At 39.9% G+C, this 16,181-nt stretch carries 14 protein-coding genes, 1 tRNA gene and 1 other annotated feature; all 15 genes read left to right on the top strand.

The annotated features are described in order from the left end of the window. Positions 1-356 precede the first annotated feature (356 nt). Positions 357-506, top strand: a complete 150-nt coding sequence (rpmG, locus tag BMZ99_RS24290; RefSeq protein WP_007937822.1) for a 50S ribosomal protein L33 — start codon at positions 357-359, stop codon at positions 504-506. Positions 507-522: 16 nt separating this feature from the next. Next, positions 523-598, top strand: a tRNA-Trp gene (locus BMZ99_RS24285). 49 nt (positions 599-647) lie between these two features. Next, on the top strand, positions 648-863 hold the full coding sequence (gene secE / locus BMZ99_RS24280; protein WP_090944141.1) for a preprotein translocase subunit SecE: 216 nt from the start codon (positions 648-650) through the stop codon (positions 861-863). 38 nt (positions 864-901) lie between these two features. Next, on the top strand, positions 902-1,432 hold the full coding sequence (nusG, locus tag BMZ99_RS24275) for a transcription termination/antitermination protein NusG (protein WP_090944138.1): 531 nt from the start codon (positions 902-904) through the stop codon (positions 1,430-1,432). An 89-nt stretch (positions 1,433-1,521) separates the two neighbouring features. Next, complete coding sequence (rplK, locus tag BMZ99_RS24270) at positions 1,522-1,947, top strand: 50S ribosomal protein L11 (RefSeq protein WP_007937816.1); 426 nt, start codon at positions 1,522-1,524, stop codon at positions 1,945-1,947. A 199-nt stretch (positions 1,948-2,146) separates the two neighbouring features. Beyond that, a complete protein-coding gene (rplA, locus tag BMZ99_RS24265; RefSeq protein ID WP_090944135.1) occupies positions 2,147-2,848 on the top strand; it encodes a 50S ribosomal protein L1 in 702 nt (233 codons plus the stop codon). Between the two features lie 42 nt (positions 2,849-2,890). Continuing rightward, positions 2,891-3,053, top strand: a sequence feature (ribosomal protein L10 leader region). A gap of 21 nt (positions 3,054-3,074) precedes the next feature. Next, positions 3,075-3,605 (top strand): 50S ribosomal protein L10, encoded by a 531-nt coding sequence (rplJ, locus tag BMZ99_RS24260; protein ID WP_090944132.1) that lies wholly within the window; start codon positions 3,075-3,077, stop codon positions 3,603-3,605. Between the two features lie 32 nt (positions 3,606-3,637). Next, positions 3,638-4,009 carry a 50S ribosomal protein L7/L12 gene (gene rplL / locus BMZ99_RS24255; RefSeq protein WP_090944129.1) on the top strand — a complete coding sequence of 124 codons (372 nt, stop codon included), beginning with the start codon at positions 3,638-3,640 and terminating at the stop codon, positions 4,007-4,009. 547 nt (positions 4,010-4,556) lie between these two features. Continuing rightward, the gene (gene rpoB, locus BMZ99_RS24250) at positions 4,557-8,378 is read left to right on the top strand and encodes a DNA-directed RNA polymerase subunit beta (protein ID WP_090944126.1); all 3,822 of its coding nucleotides are present in this window, start codon (positions 4,557-4,559) and stop codon (positions 8,376-8,378) included. 23 nt (positions 8,379-8,401) lie between these two features. After that, complete coding sequence (rpoC, locus tag BMZ99_RS24245) at positions 8,402-12,352, top strand: DNA-directed RNA polymerase subunit beta' (protein ID WP_090944123.1); 3,951 nt, start codon at positions 8,402-8,404, stop codon at positions 12,350-12,352. A gap of 334 nt (positions 12,353-12,686) precedes the next feature. Then, a complete protein-coding gene (locus BMZ99_RS24240) occupies positions 12,687-12,965 on the top strand; it encodes a ribosomal L7Ae/L30e/S12e/Gadd45 family protein (protein WP_090944120.1) in 279 nt (92 codons plus the stop codon). Between the two features lie 91 nt (positions 12,966-13,056). After that, positions 13,057-13,431, top strand: a complete 375-nt coding sequence (rpsL, locus tag BMZ99_RS24235) for a 30S ribosomal protein S12 (RefSeq protein WP_007937796.1) — start codon at positions 13,057-13,059, stop codon at positions 13,429-13,431. 37 nt (positions 13,432-13,468) lie between these two features. Then, positions 13,469-13,939 (top strand): 30S ribosomal protein S7, encoded by a 471-nt coding sequence (gene rpsG, locus BMZ99_RS24230; protein ID WP_007937795.1) that lies wholly within the window; start codon positions 13,469-13,471, stop codon positions 13,937-13,939. 38 nt (positions 13,940-13,977) lie between these two features. Then, positions 13,978-16,056, top strand: coding sequence for an elongation factor G (fusA, locus tag BMZ99_RS24225; protein ID WP_090944117.1), 2,079 nt, complete (start codon positions 13,978-13,980; stop codon positions 16,054-16,056). A gap of 30 nt (positions 16,057-16,086) precedes the next feature. Next, on the top strand, positions 16,087-16,181 hold a 95-nt coding region (locus BMZ99_RS26080), incomplete at its 3' end, for a GTP-binding protein (RefSeq protein ID WP_139214846.1).

The raw sequence follows: 16,181 nt of genomic DNA, 5'->3' as shown, positions 1-16,181 counted from the left end.
ATTCGCGAAGGTGGCCGTACTGTTGGCGCTGGCGTAGTTACTGCGATTGAAGCGTAAGAAAAAGAAAGCTTTGAGCAGTGCTCAGGCTTTCTTTCTTTTAGCTCAGTTGTAGAGTGTGCTGGTAAAATGAAATTTCTTTTACCTTGACATATCACAGGGAAACGTATAAAATTTCAATAAATGGATATAGTTATAAGACAGGGGTTTTTCCCTGTTTTATTTTATTGTCTTGATATCATAATATTTTCCACTAGTATAGTGAACATCTGGTATTGACAGGCTGATGTAAGTGTGCTAGATTATATTAGTGGCATTTCAAAATGATGTCATATTTACAGGTAAGAGAGGTGTACAGGATGCGTAATGCCGTAACGTTAGCATGTACTGATTGCAAGCAACGTAATTATCAAACCAATAAAAACAAGAAAAATGACCCAGATAGATTAGAATTCAATAAGTATTGCAAGTTTTGCAAAAAACATACTTTACACAAAGAAACGAAATAATTGTAATTTCGTAAGTAGGGGTGTAGCTCAATTGGTAGAGTAGCGGTCTCCAAAACCGTTGGTTGCGGGTTCGATTCCTGCCGCCCCTGCCAGTTGGTCTTTAATGCTTGAATTAGCAGTACAAGACAGGGATGTGAAAAAATGGTTGCCCAAGAAACAGCAGTTCAAACGAGCCCTTCTCGTTGGAAAAAGTTTTTTCGTGAAGTGAAAGCTGAATTAAAAAAAGTATCTTGGCCTACCAAACAAGAGCTTATCTCTAATACAGGAGTGGTATTTGTCGCTGTATTATTGGTTGCCGGTTTGATATGGGCAATTGATGCTGTGTTTACTCAAATATTACATTTGATTATCAAGTAGGCTAAGGGGGTGGGGACGTAATAGGCGTCCCTGAAGTAATGGAATCTGAAAAAAATTGGTATGTAATCCATACATATTCTGGTTACGAAAACAAAGTAAAAGCTAATCTGGAACGCAAAGTCCATTCCATGGGTATGGAAGATGAAATCTTTCGGATTGTAGTACCTATGGAAGATGAAGTTGAAATGAAAGATGGCAAGAAAAAGATTACCAAGAAAAAAGTTTTCCCTGGATATGTTCTGGTAGAAATGATTGTCAATGACAAATCATGGTATGTTGTGCGCAACACGCCAGGTGTTACAGGTTTTGTTGGCTCTGGTACTAAACCTATCCCGCTTACTGATGCCGAAGTGAAAAACATTTTAAAATCGATGGGCATTGAAGAGCTTAAGCCGAAGCTAAATATTGAAGTTGCTCAAATTATTCGTATTACTTCTGGAGCTTTCGAGAATTGGACAGCCAAGGTGCTTGAAATTTACCACGACCGTAGCAAACTAAAGGTGCTTGTTGATATGTTTGGACGGGAAACACCGGTAGAATTAGATTTTTCTCAAGTTGAGAAAGTTTAAATAAGGTTTAAATTAAAACTTTATGACCTTAAGTGGGAGGGTACTATACCCGCAAAACCACATTATGCATATAAGGAGGTGTAAGTAAAATGGCTAAGAAAGTTATAAAACTTGTAAAATTACAAGTTCCTGCTGGTAAAGCAACTCCGGCGCCTCCAGTCGGCCCTGCGCTCGGTCAAGCTGGTGTGAATATTATGGCGTTTGTTAAGGACTTTAACGAAAGAACCGCTGCGCAAGCTGGTTTGATTATTCCGGTAGAAATTACCGTGTTCGAAGATAGATCCTTTACTTTCATTACCAAAACTCCTCCAGCTCCTATTCTTCTTAAGAAAGCTGCTGGTATTGAGACTGCATCAGGCGAACCAAACAAGAAAAAAGTTGCTAAAGTATCTCGTGACAAAGTTCGCGAAATTGCTGAAGCAAAAATGAAAGATCTTAACGCTGCTTCTGTAGAAGCTGCTATGCGTATGATCGAAGGCACTGCCCGTAGCATGGGTATTGACATCATTGATTAGTCTTTGGCTTTTCTAAATTGCCAAAGACTGGCTTAAAGCTGCCAGATGCTAGACGCGACGAGGACGTGACCGCAGACATACTAACGTACGTCGTAGGGAACGACCACAGGAGCAACGACGCAGATGGTAGGTTTAAGACAGTCGGATGTTAGTGTGGGAGGATTTTCCGTTAAACCACAATCGTAAAGGAGTTTTTGATATGCCAAAACATGGTAAAAAATACGAAGAAGCTGCGAAGCTGATTGAAGCAAATAAGTTATATGAAACTGAAGAAGCCATAGACCTTGCTAAAAAAACAGCTAGTGCTAAGTTTGATGAAACAATCGAAGTTGCGATTAAATTAGGGGTTGACCCTAAACATGCTGATCAGCAGGTGCGTGGAGCGGTAGTATTGCCTCACGGTACTGGTAAAACCAAAACTGTTTTGGTTTTTGCTAAAGGCGAAAAAGCAAAAGAAGCAGAAGCTGCTGGTGCTGACTTTGTTGGCGCTGAAGATATTGTAGCAAAAATTCAGGGTGGATGGACTGAGTTTGATGTAGCAGTTGCTACACCTGATATGATGGGTACTGTTGGTCGTTTAGGTAAAGTATTGGGCCCTAAAGGTTTAATGCCGAATCCTAAAGTTGGTACAGTTACTTTAGATGTTGCTCGTGCGATTAGTGAAATAAAAGCCGGTAAAATCGAGTATCGTACTGATAAGGCTGGTAATATTCATGCACCAATCGGTAAGATCTCATTTGATAATGAAAAAATTATCGACAATTTCCACGCATTGGTTGATATCTTGAATAAGGTAAAACCAGCTGCTGCAAAAGGACAATACATGCGTAGCATTACTATCAGTACTACAATGGGTCCTGGTGTAAAAGTAAATCCACTTAAAGTTTCTGGCAAGAAATAATTAATTGTAAGTAAGAAGTGACGGTATCATCTTCGATCAAATGCAACTAAATAAATTTGGCTGTAGACAGCAGGTATCTATAATGAACGAATTGAGATGTAAGTTTTTCTCATGTTCGCCTGCCGAGGTCGGGGATTATATTATAGCTTTTGCTATTAGCGACCTCCGGCTTTATTATGCCGAGAGGTCGTTTTGTTTTGTAATCTTGTAAAGGAGGTGGATTTTAGTGGCTGTAACATCAGAAAAAATTTCAGTTGTTTCTGAACTGAAAGGTAAACTTTCTGCAACAAAAGGTGCTGTATTAACAAACTATCGTGGTCTTACTGTAGCGCAGGACACTCAACTTCGTCGTAAATTGCGTGAAGCTGGCGTAGAGTACCGTGTAGTAAAAAATACAATGACACGGATTGCTGCTAAGGAAGTTGGAATTGAAGGGTTGGACGTTTATCTTGAAGGTCCAACTGCAATTGCAATTTCTGAAACAGACCCCGTTGCTCCAGCACGTGTAATTTCAGAATTTGTAAAAGAGCATAAATTAAAAACATTAGAAGTAAAAGCCGGCTTGTTAGATGGCAAAGTTATTGATGCGGAAGGCGTAAAAGCTTTGGCAAACTTGCCAGCTCGCGAAGTGCTTATTGCTCAAGTTTTGGCTGGTATGCAAACTCCGATTGTGGGATTTGTCAATGTTCTTCAAGGTTCTATCCGCAAATTCGTATATGCGCTTGATGCTGTGCGCAAACAAAAAGAATCAGCATAAAAAATTAAAATTATTAATGGAGGTTTTTTAAAATGACTCAACAAGAAATTATGCAAGCAATTGAGAACATGACTGTTCTTGAATTATCCGAATTGGTGAAAGCTCTAGAAGAAAAATTTGGTGTTTCCGCAGCTGCTCCTGTAGCTGTAGCAGCTGCTCCTGTAGCTGGTGGTGGTGCTGCTGCTGAAGAAAAAACTGAGTTTGATGTTATTCTTGCTAACGCTGGCGCTAGCAAAATTAACGTTATCAAAGTTGTTCGCGAAATCACTGGTCTTGGCTTGAAAGAAGCTAAAGAAGTAGTTGATGGCGCTCCTAAAGCAGTTAAAGAAAAAGTTGCAAAAGCTGATGCTGATGCAATCAAAGCTAAGCTTGAAGAAGCTGGCGCAACTGTAGAAGTTAAGTAATTATAACTCTCTATTCTTTCTAATTTATAGAATGAAAAATATAAAGAGTACCCATGTGGTGCTCTTTATATTTTTTCCTGAATTTAAAATTTAAGGTATTGACTAATAGATCTTATTGTGATATTATTGTTCAATGCAAAGAATGTTTATTTTAGGGGTAATGTTTTTTTATTGTGCAATGTATAAAATCTAGATTGGTAGGAAATAGTAATATATGGAGGATGAAATCATATTTCATCATAAAAACAAATGCAAGGTCTGTTACGTGACTGAAAAAACCTTGCTTTTTTTGTATTGTAGTGCCTAACCTTTTATTTTATTAGGGCTAAAGTACTGCTGTAAACTGTTTTTTATTATATATTTCATATTTACTGCTAATGGATGATATTATATTATGTACTGCACAATATTGTATTATGTAAAAGGTTTTATACCAGCGGCAAAATATTGTGAGTTGCGAAAGTGACTTGCAATATAAGTATACATATGGTTAATGATGTGCTGCTAAGGTATAGAGTTTAATTTGGGCTAAGGGGTGAAGGATTTAATGTTTAATCCTGTTCCGGTTGGCAAAAAGATCAGATATAGTTATGCCAAGATCAAAGAAGTACTGGACATGCCCAATCTGATTGAAATTCAGAAGAATTCCTATAACTGGTTTCTAAAGGAAGGGCTGCAAGAAATTTTCCATGATATTTCGCCTATTCAGGACTTTACAGGTAATTTGGTTCTGACGTTTGAAAAATTCACATTAGGCGAAGCCAAGTATCACGTTGAAGAATGTAAAGAACGCGATGTTACTTATTCTGCTCCTTTACGTGTCAATGTTCGATTGATTAATCGTGAAACTGGCGAAATTAAAGAACAAGAAGTTTTTATGGGCGATTTCCCACTCATGACGGAAAATGGTACCTTTATCATTAATGGTGCAGAGCGGGTAATTGTTAGTCAGTTGGTACGTTCCCCAGGTGCGTATTACAATGAAACTATCGATGCGACAGGTAAGAAACTGTATAACTCTACAGTAATTCCGAATCGTGGTGCCTGGTTAGAACTCGAAACAGATGCAAATGATGTAATGTCTGTTCGGGTAGACCGCACAAGAAAATTACCAGCAACAGTATTGATTCGTGCGTTAGGTTACGCTTCAAATGCTGCTATTGCGGAACTCTTTCATGATGATGTACGAGTTCGAGCTACTTTGGAACGGGATAACACCAATTCCAGAGAAGAAGCTCTAGTTGAAATCTATAAAAGATTACGTCCAGGTGAGCCTCCTACCGTAGATAATGCTACTCAGTTGTTAGAATCACTGTTTTTTGACTCTAAACGTTATGATTTAGCAACTGTAGGACGTTACAAGCTAACTAAGAAACTAGGCTGGCGCCGTCGTTTGATGGGTAAGACTCTGTATCAGGCAATTGCAAATGCAGAAACAGGAGAAATTATTGTTCCTGCGGATACAATCGTGGATGAAAAGGTTCTTGATCAAATTGATCAGAGTGGTGTCTTTGCTACTGAAGCTTTGATTGAAGTGAAAGTCAAACTAAAAGATGGAACACCAGTTAAAATGCTATGTAATCCTGAATTACCTTATAACCACCGGACAATTACTAGAGAAGATATTTTAGCTTCTGTTAACTACCTTCTCAATTTGATGGATGGATTTGGTAATGTCGATGATATCGACCACTTAGGTAACCGTCGCCTGCGCTCAGTTGGTGAGTTGCTGCAAAATCAGTTCCGTATTGGTTTGTCGCGTATGGAACGGGTAGTAAAAGAACGTATGACCATTCAAGATGTTGATGTCATTACTCCCCAAGCATTGATTAACATCCGCCCTGTTGTGGCTGCTATTAAAGAATTCTTTGGTTCTAGTCAGTTGTCGCAATTTATGGATCAGACGAATCCTTTGGCAGAACTTACGCATAAACGTCGCTTGAGTGCCTTAGGACCTGGTGGATTAAGTCGTGAGCGCGCTGGTTTTGAAGTGCGTGACGTGCATCATTCTCATTATGGTCGTATGTGTCCAATTGAGACGCCAGAAGGTCCGAATATCGGTCTTATTGGTTCACTGTCAACCTTTGGACGTATTAATGAATTTGGTTTTATTGAAACTCCTTACCGTAAAATTGATAAAGAAAAACGTGTTGTAACAGAAGAAGTACGTTATTTGACAGCTGATGAAGAAGATGAAGTTGTTTGTGCTCAGGCGAATGAACCGTTAAATGAAAATAGTTGGTTTGTTGAGCCTAGAGTTACTGTACGTCATAGGCATGAAATTCTAGTTATTCCTGCTGAAAAAGTTGACTACATGGACGTATCGCCAAAACAAGTTGTTTCAATTGCTACGGCTATGATTCCATTCTTGGAAAACGATGATGCAAACCGTGCTTTGATGGGGGCGAACATGCAACGTCAAGCAGTACCTTTACTTAGAACACAAGCTCCACTCATTGGAACTGGAATGGAATATAAAGCGGCCAGAGATTCTGGTGTTTTGATTCTAGCTAAAAATGCTGGTGTAGTTGAAAAGGTTACAGCTACTGAAATTAAAGTACGCACGGAACGTGGTACGTTAGATAACTATAAACTGCTGAAATATTTACGTTCGAATCAAGGAACGTGCATCAATCAGAAGCCGATTGTTTATAAAGGTGAGCAAGTAGAAAAAGGGCAGGTATTGGTTGATGGACCTGCTACCGATCAGGGAGAATTAGCATTAGGCTTTAATGTACTTGTAGCATTCATGCCATGGGAAGGTTACAATTACGAGGATGCTATTTTACTTAGTGAAAAAATTGTAAAAGATGATATCTACACTTCCATACATATTGAAGAATATGAATGCGATGCCAGAGATACGAAGTTAGGTCCGGAAGAAATTACTCGAGATATCCCAAATGTGGCTGAAGAAGTGCTAAAGGATCTTGATGATCGCGGTATCATACGAATTGGTGCTGAAGTACGGCCAGGAGACATTTTGGTGGGAAAAGTGACTCCAAAAGGTGAAACTGAATTAACCGCAGAAGAAAGACTGCTTCGTGCCATTTTTGGTGAGAAAGCTCGTGAAGTTCGTGATACATCTTTAAGAGTGCCGCACGGTGAAGCTGGTAAAATTGTTGATGTGAAAGTATTTAGCCGGGAAAATGGCGATGAATTGCCACCTGGTGTGAACTTCTTAGTACGTGTATATATTGCACAGAAACGTAAGATTTCCGAAGGCGATAAAATGGCAGGGCGTCATGGTAATAAGGGTGTTGTTTCTCGCATTATGCGTGAGGAAGATATGCCATTCTTGCCTGATGGCACGCCAGTACAGATTGTGTTAAATCCCTTGGGTGTGCCTTCACGTATGAATATCGGACAGGTATTGGAAACCCATTTGGGAATGGCTGCTGCAGCTTTTGGCATGCAGATTAGAACCAATGCTCCTGGTGTTTCTGAACGCCTGAAGGAAGTTGGCTATGACTCTGATAAGCATGGGCTTCCCAAACCTGGCATTGCTGGAATCAACTTAGCAACTCCAGTATTTGACGGAGCACACGAAGAAGAAGTATTTAAAACCTTAAAAGCAGCAGGACTGTCGGAAGATGGAAAAACTGTCTTATATGATGGACGTACAGGAGAAGCTTTTGATAATCGGGTTACTGTAGGTTGGGTATACATGCTGAAATTAGCGCATTTGGTTGATGACAAAATTCATGCTCGATCTACTGGTCCTTACTCTTTGGTTACGCAACAGCCATTGGGTGGTAAAGCACAATTTGGTGGTCAGCGTTTTGGAGAGATGGAAGTATGGGCATTAGAAGCATATGGTGCTGCGTATACCTTACAGGAACTCTTAACGGTGAAATCTGATGACGTGGTAGGGCGTGTAAAAACCTATGAGGCCATTGTCAAGGGAGAGAATATCCCTGAGCCTGGAGTACCTGAATCCTTTAAGGTTTTAATTAAAGAGCTGCAAAGCATTGGGCTTGATGTTAAAATTTTAAATGAAGATGCACAAGAAATTATGATTGATGACACGGATGAAGATATTAATCAAGTAGCGAAAGAACTTGAACTTAATATTGGTGTTCCAGTGAATAATGCATCAGAAAATCATACTCGCACTGCTAGCGAGATTGAGCCAGATTTAGCGGATGATTTTGATAATCCAGATGAAATGGAGCCGCTAGAAGAAGAATTAGATATTATAGCCGAAATCGGTGAAATGGATGGAGATAAATTTTCTCTAGCCGATAATGACTTAGAAGATGAAATTGATATACCTGGACGAAAATCCGTCAAGAAGGTTAAAAGTAAAGATAGAAAACCAACACAGCGTGACTTCTTGGAAGAGTTAGACGACGAGGAAATTGAGTAATGGGGTAAGGGAGTGATAACCCTTTGTTGGATGTAAATAATTTTGATTCTATGAGGATTGGATTGGCTTCTCCGGAGCAAATCCGCAAATGGTCATTTGGTGAGGTAAAAAAACCGGAAACAATTAATTATCGTACTCTAAAACCAGAACGTGATGGTCTATTTTGTGAAAAAATATTTGGGCCAACTCGTGACTGGGAGTGTCATTGTGGCAAATACAAACGAATTCGTTATAAAGGAATTGTTTGTGACCGTTGTGGCGTGGAAGTAACTCGTTCAAAAGTACGTCGGGATCGGATGGGGCATATTCAATTAGCTGCACCTGTATCTCATATTTGGTATTTTAAAGGTATTCCAAGTCGTATGGGGCTGATATTAGATATATCGCCTCGTTCCTTGGAAAAAGTATTATACTTTGCTTCTTATATCGTACTGGATCCTGGTGAAACACCACTAATGAAACGTCAATTGTTGACGGAGAATGAGTATCGGGATTATCGTGATAAATACGGTAGTTCTTTTAAAGTCGGTATGGGAGCAGAAGCAGTTAAAAAACTGTTAGAAGAGCTTGATTTAGAAAAAATATCTAAAGAACTAAAGCAAGAGCTGAAGGAAGTTAGTGGTCAGCGTAAAATTAGAGCCATTCGTCGCTTGGAAGTAACGGAAGCGTTCCGTAAATCGGGTAATCGTCCTGACTGGATGATTATGGATGTTGTGCCAGTTATTCCTCCTGAACTCAGGCCAATGGTACAGCTTGATGGTGGTCGTTTTGCTACTTCTGATTTAAATGACTTATATCGCAGAGTCATTAACCGTAATAATCGTTTGAAGCGCCTATTAGATTTGGGGGCTCCTGACATTATTGTGCGCAATGAAAAACGCATGCTGCAGGAAGCTGTAGATGCGCTGATTGATAATGGTCGTCGTGGGCGCCCAGTAACTGGTCCTGGTAACCGTCCTCTTAAGTCATTAAGTGATATGCTCAAAGGTAAACAAGGTCGTTTCCGTCAGAATCTTTTGGGTAAGCGCGTTGATTACTCTGGACGTTCAGTTATCGTTGTCGGACCTGAACTGAAATTGCATCAGTGCGGTTTGCCAAAAGAAATGGCATTAGAATTGTTTAAACCATTTGTTATGAAAAAACTAGTGAATGCTGGTCATGCTCATAACATTAAGAGTGCTAAGCGTATGGTAGAAAGAGTGCGCCCAGAAGTCTGGGATGTATTGGAAGAAGTAATTAAAGAACATCCTGTCCTTTTAAATCGTGCACCTACTCTGCATCGATTAGGGATTCAAGCATTTGAGCCAGTTTTGTCAGAAGGTCGCGCTATTAAACTTCATCCGCTGGTATGTACAGCATATAACGCGGATTTTGATGGTGACCAAATGGCTGTCCATGTGCCTTTATCGGCAGAAGCACAGTCTGAAGCTCGCATGTTGATGTTAGCTGCTCATAATATCCTGTCAACTAAAGATGGTAAGCCGGTAGTAACACCGACCCAAGATATGGTTCTAGGAGCCTATTATCTTACCATGGAAAAACAGGGTGATATCGGTGAAGGTAAGATAATGTGTGACATTAACGAAGCACTACTTGCTTATCATCAAAAAGAATTGTCCCTTCATGCTATAATTAAAGTCAAATTTCCAAAGTATGGTTTGGTAACTACTACGATGGGACGTTTGATCTTTAATGAAAGCTTACCTGAAGAAATCCGCTACTTCTACCAAAAAGATGGCGCATGGCATTTGGGTATTATGATGGATAAAAAAGAGCTTGGCAAATTGGTAGCTGAGACGTATCGTCAATTTGGTAATTCTAAAACGGCTGTAGTTATTGATAATGTTAAAAGGCTGGGGTATGCTTTTGCTTGTCGTGCAGGCATGACAGTAGCCATTGCTGATATCAATATACCGCCGGAAAAGAAGGAAATCTTAGGGACTACTGAGTCTCGAGTTGATACCGTTGATAAACAATATCGCCGTGGTTTGATTACGGAGGATGAACGATATAAAAAGACCATTGAGTTGTGGACAAAAGCAACAGATGATGTTACTTTAGCTATGATGAACAATTTGGATAATTATAATCCGATTTATATGATGGCTAACTCTGGTGCTCGTGGTAATATCCAGCAGATTCGTCAGCTGGCAGGTATGCGTGGACTCATGGCTGACCCATCAGGACGAATTATTGACCGTCCGATTAAGGCAAACTTCCGTGAAGGCTTGACGGTTCTTGAGTACTTTATTTCTACTCATGGTGCTCGTAAAGGTTTGGCTGATACTGCACTTAGAACCGCCGATTCTGGGTATTTGACACGTCGTTTGGTTGATGTATCTCAAGATGTAATTGTTCGTGAAGAAGATTGTGATGTTGTGGGAATTAATCTGATTCGTGAAAGAGCCCGATTGGCAAAATCCAGTGCTGGTGCCATTGAAGTATTACGGGATACGCTATTAGGCAGAGTTCTTGCAGAAGACATTTTGGATCCTAAGACAGCAGATATACTTATCCCTCGCAGCACTATGCTGGAAGAAGAGAACTTACGTGTTATTGGTGAACATGGCGTACCAGAGATCATTCTGCGCGGTTTATCAACAACAACGGAAGAAGATATTAATGCTGCCGCTTCTAATGAAACGATTGTCTTAGGTGCACCGGAAGAAAAGATGCGCGAGTTGCTTAAAAATGCGATGATTCGCGAAATGTTGGGAAAAAATACTACCAATGCTATTACTGACAGTCAAGGCCAGGAAATTGTAGCTGCGGAAACGCCGCTTACGGAAGAGGCGATTGAAGCTGTATTGGTAAGTGATGTGCGGGAAGTAAAAGTTCGCAACAACAATATTAAAGGTATTGAAGTGGAAGCCATTACAGAAGGTTCAGGTGTAATTGAAACGCTGAAAGATCGTATTGTGGGTCGATTTGTTGCAGAAGATATTATTGATCCTAAGACGAATGAAGTCATTGTGAAGATTAATGATACCATTACTGAACCATTAGCAGACCGTATTGTAGCTGTACGTGAGAGAGTATCAATTCGTTCTGTACTTACATGTAAATCGCAATATGGTGTATGCATTAAATGTTATGGCCGAAATCTTGCATCAGGGCATGCTGTAGATGTAGGGGAAGCGGTAGGTATCATTGCAGCTCAATCCATTGGAGAGCCGGGGACACAGCTTACTATGCGTACTTTCCATACGGGTGGTGTTGCTGGTGATGATATCACACAAGGCTTACCAAGGGTTGAAGAGTTGTTTGAAGCTCGTAAACCAAAGCGTCAAGCTATTATTACCGAAATCGATGGTGTAGCTACTGTTGACACAAAAGAAGTAAAAGGTATGCGTAAGATTACAGTAGTGCCTGCCGCAGGTGAGGAACGTATTTATCCGATTCCTTATGGCGCACGTATTATTGTTCGTGATGGACAGCAAATTATTGCCGGTGACCGTCTGACAGAAGGTTCTGTAAATCCACATGATATTTTGCGTGTATGTGGTATTCAAGCTACGCAACGATATCTAGTATATGAAGTACAAAAAGTATACAAATCTCAAGGTGTTGAAATTAATGATAAACACATTGAAGTAATTGTAAGGCAGATGCTCCATAAAGTAAAAACGGAGGAATCTGGCGATACTGAACTTCTACCGGGTGAATACATTGATACCAATACCTTTGAAGAAGAAAATGCCAAGGCAATTGAAGAAGGCGGAGAGCCATCTGTGGCACGCCCTATCTTACTTGGTATTACAAAGGCATCATTGGCGACAGATTCTTTCTTATCAGCGGCGTCCTTCCAGGAAACAACTCGTGTACTTACCGAGGCTGCGATTAAAGGTAAAATTGATCCGTTGCTTGGTCTTAAAGAAAATGTTATTATCGGTAAGCTCATACCAGCAGGTACTGGCATGAGCCGATATCGTAACATTAAGCTTACTCATCCAAGAAGCGTGGAAGTAGAATAGTATAAGTAAGAGGAACTTGGTATTTAATCAAGTTCCTCTTATTTATGGGGAAAAAATATATTTTAGGGTGTAAAAATACTGAAACATGTTTAAAAGAATTTTTTAGCCTATTAAATTTTTTTTGACAAAAGTTTGGAAAGTGATATAATTACCTTCGGTTAGCAATAAAATGAATAGTTTTTGTCTAAAAAAATACAGAATACGGAAAAAATGAAACACCTGGTAGCGTGGTCATAAAAAAAGCCTGCAAATATAGAGAAAATATGAATTTATTGATATATGTTTGTTGACATTACCTTTTGGTAATGATAATATATTAGAGGGTCAGTGAGAAATGACTGATCTGCTAAGTAAGGGAGTGAACAGTATGTCGCTCGAGAAGCTGAAGATTGCTAAAAAAATAGTTGGTGTCAAACAAGTCACCAAAGCGGTTGAAAAAGAGCTGGTGCAAGTTGTGTATATTGCTAAAGATGCTGAACAACGTTTTGTAGATTCTTTGCTGATATTGTGTGAACGTAAAAAAATAGCAATAGAAATGACGCTTACGATGGCGGAATTGGGAAGTGCGTGCAGCATTGAAGTTGGTGCAGCAGCTGTAGCGGTTTTAAAATAACCACAAACTCATGTTAAATGTTTTGCCTTAAACATTTGAGGTAAAATTTTTATATAATCATTCTAAGATAATTTGGAAGGGGGTGTATTGAATGCCAACAATTAATCAATTAGTACGTAAAGGTAGAGAGTCGCTTATAGAAAAATCTACTGCGCCTGCTTTGAAGGAATCTCCTCAAAAGCGTGGTGTATGTACAAGAGTATATACAACTACTCCTAAAAAACCAAACTCTGCACTTCGTAAAGTAGCGAGGGTACGTTTGACAAATGGTATTGAAGTTACTGCCTATATCCCTGGTATCGGTCATAACTTGCAAGAACATAGTGTTGTGCTTATCAGAGGTGGTAGAATCAAGGATTTACCGGGCGTACGTTATCACATTGTTCGTGGTGCATTAGACACTGCTGGCGTGCAAAAACGTAGCCAAGGAAGATCAAAATATGGTACGAAACGTGCTAAAAAGTAAAATTTAATTAGATAACCCTGGAAAAGGAGGGGACAATATGCCAAGAAAAGGACCTGTTACAAAACGCGACGTATTGCAAGATCCAGTATACAATTCTAAGATTGTTACTCGATTTGTTAATAAAGTAATGCTGGATGGCAAAAAAAGTGTTGCTGAAAATATTGTATACGATGCATTCGATATTATCCGGGCTAAAACCGGCAAAGATCCGTTAGAGGTTTTTGAAACAGCAATGAAAAATGTAATGCCAGTTTTAGAAGTACGTGCTCGCCGTGTTGGTGGTGCAAACTATCAAGTGCCGATCGAAGTACGTGCGGATCGCCGTTTGTCACTTGGGATTCGCTGGTTGGTGAATTATTCAAGATTACGCGGTGAAAAAACTATGCGTGAAAGATTAGCAGCTGAATTAATTGATGCATCCAATAATACTGGAGCAACAATTAAGAAAAAAGAAGATACGCATAAAATGGCTGAAGCGAATAAAGCTTTTGCACATTATCGTTGGTAAGATTTAAAAGGTTTCTTAAACAGTAAGGAGTGATGATAGTGGCCAGAAAATTCTCGCTTAATAATACTAGAAATATTGGTATTATGGCACATATTGACGCTGGCAAAACCACTACGACTGAACGTATACTGTTTTATACTGGGAAAGTACACAAAATCGGGGAAGTGCATGAAGGCGCTGCGACAATGGACTGGATGGTACAAGAGCAAGAGCGGGGTATTACAATTACTTCAGCAGCTACAACTTGTGAATGGTCTGGACATCGTATTAATATCATTGACACACCAGGACACGTGGACTTTACTGTAGAGGTAGAACGCTCGCTCAGAGTGTTAGACGGAGCTGTAGCTGTATTTTGCGCTAAAGGTGGCGTAGAACCGCAATCAGAAACTGTTTGGCGTCAAGCTGATAAATATGGTGTGCCTCGTATGGCATACGTGAATAAAATGGATATTCTTGGTGCTGATTTTTACCGAGTTGTTGACATGATGAAAACACGTTTGGGTGCAAACGCTGTGCCGGTTCAACTGCCTATCGGTTTGGAACATGGTTTCAAAGGATATGTAGACTTGGTGCTAATGAAAGCGGTTGTTTACACAGATGACCTTGGTAAATTTAGTGAAGCTGCTGAGATTCCAGAAGATATGCAAGAACAAGTTGCTGAATACCGTCAAGGTCTTTTAGATGCTGTGGCAGAAAGCGACGACGAACTCATGATGAAATATCTTGAGGGTGAAGAATTTACGTTAGAAGAAATTAATACTGGTATTCGTAAAGCAACAATTGCTTGCAAGATGACTCCAGTGTTATGTGGTTCTTCTTACAAAAACAAAGGCGTACAGCCGCTATTAGATGCAGTTGTTGCATACATGCCGGCGCCTACTGATGTTCCTGCTATTAAGGGTGTTAATCCTGATACGGACGCAGAAGACGAACGTGCAGCAGATGATAGCTTGCCGTTTTCAGCCTTGGCTTTCAAAATTATGGCCGATCCATATGTAGGAAAATTGGCGTTCTTCCGGGTATACTCTGGCGAACTTTCTTCCGGGTCTTATGTTTATAATTCCACTAAAGGCAAGAAAGAGCGTATTGGACGTATCCTGCAAATGCATGCGAACCATCGTGAAGAAATTGAAAGAGTATACACTGGCGATATTGCCGCTGCGGTTGGATTGAAAGATACAACTACTGGTGATACTTTATGTGATGACAAAAACCAAATTATTCTTGAATCCATGGTTTTCCCTGAACCAGTTATTTCTGTAGCAGTGGAACCTAAAACCAAGGCTGACCAAGAAAAAATGGGTATTGCACTACAACGTTTGGCAGAAGAAGATCCAACATTCCGAGTGAATACGGATCAAGAAACGGGTCAAACCATTATTGCTGGTGTTGGTGAATTGCATTTAGAAATTATTGTTGACCGGATGCTTAGAGAATTTAAAGTAGAGTGTAGCGTAGGTAAACCACAAGTTGCTTATCGTGAAACGATCCGTAAGAAAGTAAAATCTGAAGGTAAATTCGTTCGTCAGTCTGGTGGTCGTGGTCAATATGGTCATTGCTGGTTAGAAATTGAACCTCTTGAACCAGGTCAAGGCTTTATTTTCGAAAGTAAAGTTGTTGGTGGTTCCATTCCGAGAGAATACATTGCTCCAATTGGTGCTGGTTGTAAAGAAGCTATGGATAATGGTGTTTTAGCTGGCTACCCTATGGTAGACATTAAAGTAACAGTCCTAGAAGGTTCTTATCATGATGTTGACTCCTCGGAAATGGCGTTTAAAATTGCTGGTTCAATGGGCTTTAAAGCCGGTTGTGCGAAAGCGGGCGCTGTAATTTTAGAACCATATATGAAAGTGGAAGTTATTGTTCCAGAAGAATATATGGGAGATGTAATTGGTGATTTGAACTCACGTCGTGGACGCATTGAAGGTATGGATGCCGCTAATGGCTCTCAATCCATTAAAGCATTTGTGCCGCTGGCTGAAATGTTTGGTTATGTAACTGACCTACGTTCAAAAACCCAAGGACGCGGTAACTACTCAATGAGCTTTGCTCATTATGATGAAGTACCAAAAAGTATTGCTGAAGCGATTATCGCCAAAGTTAAAGGCGTATAATCCTGGAGAAATAAAGGAGGCAAAATTACAATGGCAAAGAAAAAGTTTGAAAGAAATAAACCACATATTAACATTGGAACAATTGGTCACGTGGATCATGGTAAGACTTCCTTAACAGCTGCAAT

The organism is Pelosinus propionicus DSM 13327 (genome assembly GCF_900114615.1).
Classification (GTDB): domain Bacteria; phylum Bacillota; class Negativicutes; order DSM-13327; family DSM-13327; genus Pelosinus; species Pelosinus propionicus.
The sequence above is the reverse complement of the archived record's forward strand: the minus strand, read 5'-3'. Positions and strand labels throughout refer to the sequence as shown.

Coding starts and splice junctions, on each gene's coding strand:
- rplA (WP_090944135.1), top strand. CDS start 2,147: ATGCCAAAACATGGTAAAAAATACGAAGAAGCTGCGAAGCTGATTGAA.
- nusG (WP_090944138.1), top strand. CDS start 902: ATGGAATCTGAAAAAAATTGGTATGTAATCCATACATATTCTGGTTAC.
- rplK (WP_007937816.1), top strand. CDS start 1,522: ATGGCTAAGAAAGTTATAAAACTTGTAAAATTACAAGTTCCTGCTGGT.
- secE (WP_090944141.1), top strand. CDS start 648: ATGGTTGCCCAAGAAACAGCAGTTCAAACGAGCCCTTCTCGTTGGAAA.
- rpsL (WP_007937796.1), top strand. CDS start 13,057: ATGCCAACAATTAATCAATTAGTACGTAAAGGTAGAGAGTCGCTTATA.
- rpmG (WP_007937822.1), top strand. CDS start 357: ATGCGTAATGCCGTAACGTTAGCATGTACTGATTGCAAGCAACGTAAT.
- rplL (WP_090944129.1), top strand. CDS start 3,638: ATGACTCAACAAGAAATTATGCAAGCAATTGAGAACATGACTGTTCTT.
- BMZ99_RS24240 (WP_090944120.1), top strand. CDS start 12,687: ATGACTGATCTGCTAAGTAAGGGAGTGAACAGTATGTCGCTCGAGAAG.
- rpoB (WP_090944126.1), top strand. CDS start 4,557: ATGTTTAATCCTGTTCCGGTTGGCAAAAAGATCAGATATAGTTATGCC.
- rpsG (WP_007937795.1), top strand. CDS start 13,469: ATGCCAAGAAAAGGACCTGTTACAAAACGCGACGTATTGCAAGATCCA.